The following is a 6,000-nucleotide window of genomic DNA, read 5'->3' as shown; positions in this document are numbered from 1 at the left end:
CCGTTAGCAATTTAGGTTTTCTTATGAGTCAGCAGCCAATGGTAGGATGTCGCATTCCTCCAGCTTGGTATGGGGAAATTATAGCTATCTGCGAGGCGACCGGGCAGACTCCTAGCGAGGTAGCGAGAGGGGTGATCGCCCTCTACCTGAAGAAGTCGAAAGCGATCACGGTGCGATCGAGGTTGGATGACTTGGAGCAGCGCCAGCAAGTTGGCGCTGCTCCTGACGCAATAATTACGTGAATACTTGAGTACGTGAGCAAGTGATTCATTAATTACGTACCTGGGTGATTACGTGAATAAGTAAAAAACTTGCCAGGTAACTAACAGGCGTAGAATCACTTGATTACTGATTCACTTGATTACTGAAAATGATCATTGCCTTTGCCAGTCTGAAGGGAGGTGCTGGGAAATCAACCTTATCGATTCACTTGGCACACGCGATCGCCTTGGCTAAAAAGCGTGTGCTCCTAGTTGATGCTGACCCGCAAAGCAGTGTTAGCAGTTGGGCCGCCGCTAGAGATAGTATGTCTCCATTCCCCGTCATTGGACTCGCTCGCAACACGATTCACCGGGACCTACCAGAACTTTTAGAGGCTTATGACCACTGCGTCATTGACACACCACCGCGTGTGTCCGCTATGGCGCGTTCTGCCATCCTCGCAGCAGACCTGGTACTGATTCCAGTGCAACCATCCAGTTACGATGTCTGGGCAGCTTCAGAGACAGTGGAGTTGGTCAAAGAGGCGCAGCAGTTCAAACCCGATATCAAAGCAGCCTTCGTGGTCAACCGGCGAATCGGCAATAGTGCGATCGGTAAGGAGATTGACAGTGCTCTAGCTGATTACGCGTTGCCAGTCCTGAAGACAGCAATCGCTCAGCGTGTAGTTTTCTCAGAGTCCAGCGCTGGCTACACGGTTATGGAGCTGTCGCCCAGCAGTGCAGCAGCGTCCGAGATTAAAAACTTGGCAAAAGCAGTCTTGAAACTGATGGAGGTAAGCAAGTGGTAGAGAAACGTAGCCGTATTGCCAAGAAACCGTCCACGGTGCCACAGGTTGCTGATACATGGGTGAATGATGCTGGGTTAGACCCAGAGTTGCAAAGCCAGCAACCACCACCGCTGCCAACGGTCACAGAGCCAGTCCTATTGCCTGAAAAGAAAGGCAAGCCATACCCGCATCGTATCAGTTTTGACATGGAAACCCAGCAGTATAAACGGCTAAAACGAGCCAGCTTTGAAACAGACCAAAGCATGAACGAGCTGTTACGGGAAGCGGCAGAAGATTGGCTTAGAGCGCACGGTTACTGAATTACGTAGTTACTGAATCAAGTGAGTAAGTGATTAAGTGATTACGTAAAAAGCCGACTCGGAAAACTCGGGTATTTTAGCCAGCTTTAGCCTCAAAAGGTGTCTGTCAAGATTGTAGATGCAGTCAGATGGGCAATCCCTCATCACATTTTTCAGGATTCCTTTAGACTCGGGTGAATAGGTTCAACCCCCCTCTGGTCCCTACTAGCTATGCAGCATGATCACATCGACATAGAATTAGAAGCCATGAAAGCTGCTCTCCTTGGCAAGAGCGAATCAGGGGAAGATAATTTCTCAAGCCACATCAGCAAGGTGCTCCAGTCATTACAGGCGATCGCCTCAGAGCTTGAAGTATTTGAGCGCGAATTGAGACAGCGCTGCGTACTCAGCAAAACTAAAGCAGTAGAAGCTGATAAGAGCTTACAGCTAGCATTAGCGAAGCAAGATATGGGGCAAGTTTTCCAGCACTCCATAGATAAGACAGTGCATTTAAGGCTTGCACAAGCGATGGACAAGCAGCTTTCAAAGATAGAGACTGAGCGAATCAAGTTAAAGGTCAACTTGGAATTGGCAGCCAAAGAGCTTGGGAAATCCTAAGCTTTGTTCAGGGTAATTGTCAGTAAAAGCTAGAGTGCTTATTCAGACTACGTTTCAGGCGCTATGCTAAACTTTCGCACGGATAGCGGCACGATGCCCTATACAAAGGTGGGTATGGCTCATAAGGTAAACAGAGTCTTTAGAGCTTTGAGTTTTGCAGTGTCAATGCCACAGTCTAATTTAGTGATTGGGTTCAGGCTCTTCCACTTGCTTCGATCGGCACTGGTAATTAGATCAGATACGGCGTCAGGATCAACAGTGCCAAAGCCACCAATCTTATGGCTCGTTAAGTAAGCCAAGCGCTCCAAGATTGCTGCTCTCGATGCCTGCTTGACGCTGATGGCAACCGGTGGTGCTGGCAGTGGCGGGGGCGGCGTCAGATAAAAAGCAGTGGCTAAGGCATCGAGCTTCTTACCCTTAGTGATGCCACATTTGAGCTTGATAATCGGGGTGAAGTCTTGCCAGGTGCTTCGATCTTCAGCCGCAATCTTACCAGCGGCGATTGTCGCGTCAACACCTTTCAAGGGGCTTTCTGGTTGGTTAACAAGAGCTTTCAAGACCGATTTAATCGTCTCCCTGGAAGCTGTTGTCAGGTCAACCTTCGGCGTCACTTCACCAGCTAGAATACGAGCTTGCTCAATATCTGGCGTGCTGGACTTGATGACAAGGCACCAGAGTTCCTCCAAACCGGCATGAGCCGCAACCACATAGACAAAGTGGTTAGTAATGGCTCGGTACTCATAATCTGCTTCTTCTTCCACAATCAGCGGTATCCAGTTATGCCCTCCTGTCTTCAAGAGCGCCTCTGCAGCAGCAGCAACGATGTATTCAGAGGGAGCAACATAATGGTCAGAGGGCTGAATCGTGTCGAACGGTAGACACATGAGTTGCCCAACATTATCAAAATCAGTCATTTAAGAAATACTCCCTGGCTAAAGCGAGATAATATTCATGAATTTTCTTGTTTTTAAGCACAGCCGGAACGCGGGCAAAAGCGGAGCTAGACACGACAGCATAGTCTGGAAGATTGAATACAGTCTTGTTTTCGTCGCCGGGCTTGATCTTGGGGAAGAAGTAGGGTGCCAAGTTGAAATTGCTGGCTGTCTTCCCTTCTCGAATGATTTGCTCAATCTCTCCCCGTGCCAGATCAATGGAACGCCCACCAGAAGGGCTGCCATTGAAGAAAATGGGCAGCGAGATCGGTCCGCCGTCCTGTCTTAACTCCTTTACCTTGGGCACAAACTCTTGGACCACTCTGGCAGCATTGCGCAGCGATGAGAGGTCATCATGGCGTGTTGGAATGAGTACAGCGTCAGAGGCATAGAGTCCGCTTTGACTGAAGAAAACCCACTGCGTCGGACAGTCAATCAAGATGTAGTCATACTCATTGATAAAGGGCTTCAGCAGGTCTCTCAGCCGGGCAGATGCTTTCTGAACACGGGCTTGAGTATCCTGAGTGAACGCTTCCATGCCGAGATCGGCTGGTATCACGTCAAAAATGTGATAAACCTTGCTAGCCTTCTGAACTAACTTATAAGGCACGATCGTCGAGCGAATATCTAAAGCTCGATTTTTTAAGCATTCAGATAACTTGATATTGTTCGGCTGTAGCCCTAGCGATGTTGTTAAATCACGCTGGGAGTCAAAGTCAACCAATAAGACTTTCTTTTTCTGAGTCGCTAAAGTTGCTGCCAAGTTAATGGTCGTTGTCGTTTTGCCCACGCCCCCTTTATTGTTGTACACACAAACACTAAGGCTGCGAATCGTATACTCAATCAGCTTTTTAATGTTGCTAATGACAGCTTCGATGTTCTCGCTAGTGATTTCGATGCACTTGGTAGCTGGTATGACAACCCTACCGTGATGTCTAAAAAGCTGAATATGAGTGGCATTAGTGATGATGCCCCAGTAAACGCTCTTACTATTGGGCGCTAGCAAATACCGTTTAAGCTGTTCTCGCGTCCGCACATACTGGACAGAACCTTCGGTCAAGTTGATGGGACTGCCTGCACCTGTGGCACGTCCTTTGACTTCAACCATTAAGAAAGGAGCATTTTTAGTGAAAAGGAAAACATCGTCCGCAGTATTTTTGCGAGCGGCAAAATCAACGCAGTCACTGCCTGCTCCAGTGGCAAATTCGCCCGCTCGCTCCATGGCACCAAACCCTAGAGCCTCTAATAAGTAGGGAACAAATTGGGTGCAAACGTCAGTTTCCCTGGCTTGTGGAGGGATATTAGCTAAAACGGTGCTCCAATCCATCAGTACCGCTCCTTCTGTTGAAGTACCCATTAGCTGCCCTTTTTGAAGTGCTCTATCAGATGGAAGTGCTTCGTAACAGCACGACGTTTCTAAAGTGCCCTATTTATGAGGGTGCTACCAGAACTTTATTAACAAAGGACAAAAACTTGTTGGCTGCTTCTTACTAGGCATCGTGATGCAGTCGAGCAGGACATCGCTGCCCTGCCCTCTGCTACAAAACCGTGCTTGCCAGTTTTCTGGCACACGGCTCCTCAACCATCAGGTGCTTGTCTTGCATACCATGAACTGCTGGCATACAGCCTTAACTCATGGCTTAGTGGCTTTGTTTTAGCAACTGCAACACCAACTGTGAAGCTGGCGTTTCATCCATACGTAGTCGTTAACTCGCTCATGACGTGTGCATTGCGACTCACAACGCGACTTTCCTGGTGGTCGTGTCTCCGTCGGCATATCCTCTGGCTTTCCCAAAGGCATTGGCTTCTGAGACAATCCCTCCCTCACCAAGCTTGCGGCTGACTACCTGCTCCCGATCCAGTGATCAGGAGAGCCATGGCAAGGGTTACCTCGTTCCCAACTGCCGTTTTGCGCTGCACGTAGGCTCCCACTTTCCACCGGGATTATGTGAGAGTGTTAACAGGCCAGCTCGGCAACTGCCTGTCTCAAATCCATTCCCTTTTGGGCAAGCCCCGTCGGTACTACTTACCACTTTCCTTGTCACCCTGGCACTCAGTAATCAACGGGTAGCTCAAAAGTATGGGCAAGTTTGCTGGGACGGCAGAAGTGACTACCTGTGGATGCGAGATGCTGACTCTCGGATTAATTTTCGAGACGGAGCTTCTGTCTAGGCATGTGCCCGACATATTGGTTGTCGAGGCGACCAAGTCAAGGTTCTTCAGCGCAACCCAAGCGGTGAGGGCTATTGCTTGTACAAAGTTAAGTTTGCCCAGTCAGACGTAGTCGGGTGAGTGCTTGGCGAGTTCATTATGGATCGGCTTGAAGATTACTGAGCAGGAACAGCCTAAAACTACTTCAGGGTATGCCTTTGGATAGGTAGAATCGGCTCAAAAAATGCTACAATAAGATCAGGTAGATAAGGTTCAGCTTCCTGTCACCACAGCAAATCGGAAGGTCACGGGTTCGAATCCCGTAAGCTCCATGTATGGGGTTTTAGCTTAGTGGTAGAGCGTCCGTTTGAAATAACAAAAGCCTGAGAGTAATCCTCTCAGGCTTTTGTGTTTTTAACAGCAGTGTCTCTTAATCGAGTCCATTCCTTGTCTAAAGGTTTGGAGCGTATTTCGTTGTAGCCCTTCTGCGGGGGTAGCAATTGAGCAGCGAGAACAGCCTAAAAGGTTAATCCCTTTAGAAGTGGCAGAGTTGATGCTGAGATAGCTTCAACATATTTCAGGGGATTGCTACAGTCTTTGCGCAAACAAATCTGTCATATGCAATCCCCGAACAATGCTAGAGCCGAGCGTCTCTACGCAACTATTTCTTTCGGACCAACTCTACAAAACGGTTAACCTGCTCCATTAATTGAACTGAGAGGTAAAAACAAACACTAATCGTTAGGCAGGCCAACAATAAAGGGCTTGCCGTAACTAGGCTGTCCAAGATCGCAGCATTAGGAGAGGTAGGCACAGGGAGTGGATAAGAAGGTCGTGGAGCAGCAGATTGCGGGACTTCAACAGATTGCTGGTTAGACATGTTAGGTTGATCCTAATAACTTTAATAGACTCTCGCCTTCGTCCAGAATACTGTATGAAAGCGGGAGTTTTCTTTGTTCTCTGAATTGGAACACCCTCTGGAACTAGCATTCAGGCGACTAGTTGCGCACAC

6 protein-coding genes are annotated in these 6,000 nt (G+C 48.5%); 4 read left to right on the top strand and 2 right to left on the bottom strand.

Annotated elements, in window-relative coordinates; genetic code table 11:
* From H6F76_RS18130 to H6F76_RS18115, 4 genes are all read left to right on the top strand, one after another.
* Positions 1 to 242, top strand: a 242-nt coding sequence (locus H6F76_RS18130) for a hypothetical protein (protein WP_206754394.1), incomplete at its 5' end; no start/stop codon positions are given.
* Positions 243 to 370: 128 nt separating this feature from the next.
* Entirely contained in the window at positions 371 to 1,009 is a 639-nt protein-coding gene (gene parA, locus H6F76_RS18125) for a ParA family partition ATPase (protein ID WP_190510432.1), read from the top strand.
* Positions 1,003 to 1,308, top strand: coding sequence for a hypothetical protein (locus tag H6F76_RS18120; protein ID WP_190510430.1), 306 nt, complete (start codon positions 1,003 to 1,005; stop codon positions 1,306 to 1,308). The genes parA and H6F76_RS18120 overlap by 7 nt, the downstream gene beginning before the upstream one ends.
* A 210-nt stretch (positions 1,309 to 1,518) precedes the next feature.
* Complete coding sequence (locus H6F76_RS18115; protein WP_190510428.1) at positions 1,519 to 1,905, top strand: hypothetical protein; 387 nt, start codon at positions 1,519 to 1,521, stop codon at positions 1,903 to 1,905.
* A gap of 119 nt (positions 1,906 to 2,024) precedes the next feature.
* On the opposite strand, the gene H6F76_RS18110 is transcribed toward H6F76_RS18115, so the two are convergent.
* Positions 2,025 to 2,819, bottom strand: coding sequence for a hypothetical protein (locus tag H6F76_RS18110; protein ID WP_190510426.1), 795 nt, complete (start codon positions 2,817 to 2,819; stop codon positions 2,025 to 2,027).
* The gene (locus H6F76_RS18105) at positions 2,812 to 4,194 is read right to left on the bottom strand and encodes a ParA family protein (RefSeq protein ID WP_190510424.1); all 1,383 of its coding nucleotides are present in this window, start codon (positions 4,192 to 4,194) and stop codon (positions 2,812 to 2,814) included. Before H6F76_RS18105 ends, H6F76_RS18110 begins: the two co-directional genes overlap by 8 nt.
* Between the last annotated feature and the right edge of the window lie 1,806 nt (positions 4,195 to 6,000).

It is taken from the genome of Leptolyngbya sp. FACHB-321, assembly GCF_014695975.1.
GTDB lineage: Bacteria > Cyanobacteriota > Cyanobacteriia > Leptolyngbyales > Leptolyngbyaceae > Stenomitos.
The sequence above is the reverse complement of the archived record's forward strand: the minus strand, read 5'-3'. Positions and strand labels throughout refer to the sequence as shown.

What these genes read in the sequence shown, in the direction of transcription:
- H6F76_RS18115 (WP_190510428.1), top strand. Translation starts at nt 1,519, where the DNA reads ATGCAGCATGATCACATCGACATAGAATTAGAAGCCATGAAAGCTGCT.
- H6F76_RS18105 (WP_190510424.1), bottom strand. Translation starts at nt 4,194, where the DNA reads ATGGGTACTTCAACAGAAGGAGCGGTACTGATGGATTGGAGCACCGTT.
- parA (WP_190510432.1), top strand. Translation starts at nt 371, where the DNA reads ATGATCATTGCCTTTGCCAGTCTGAAGGGAGGTGCTGGGAAATCAACC.
- H6F76_RS18110 (WP_190510426.1), bottom strand. Translation starts at nt 2,819, where the DNA reads ATGACTGATTTTGATAATGTTGGGCAACTCATGTGTCTACCGTTCGAC.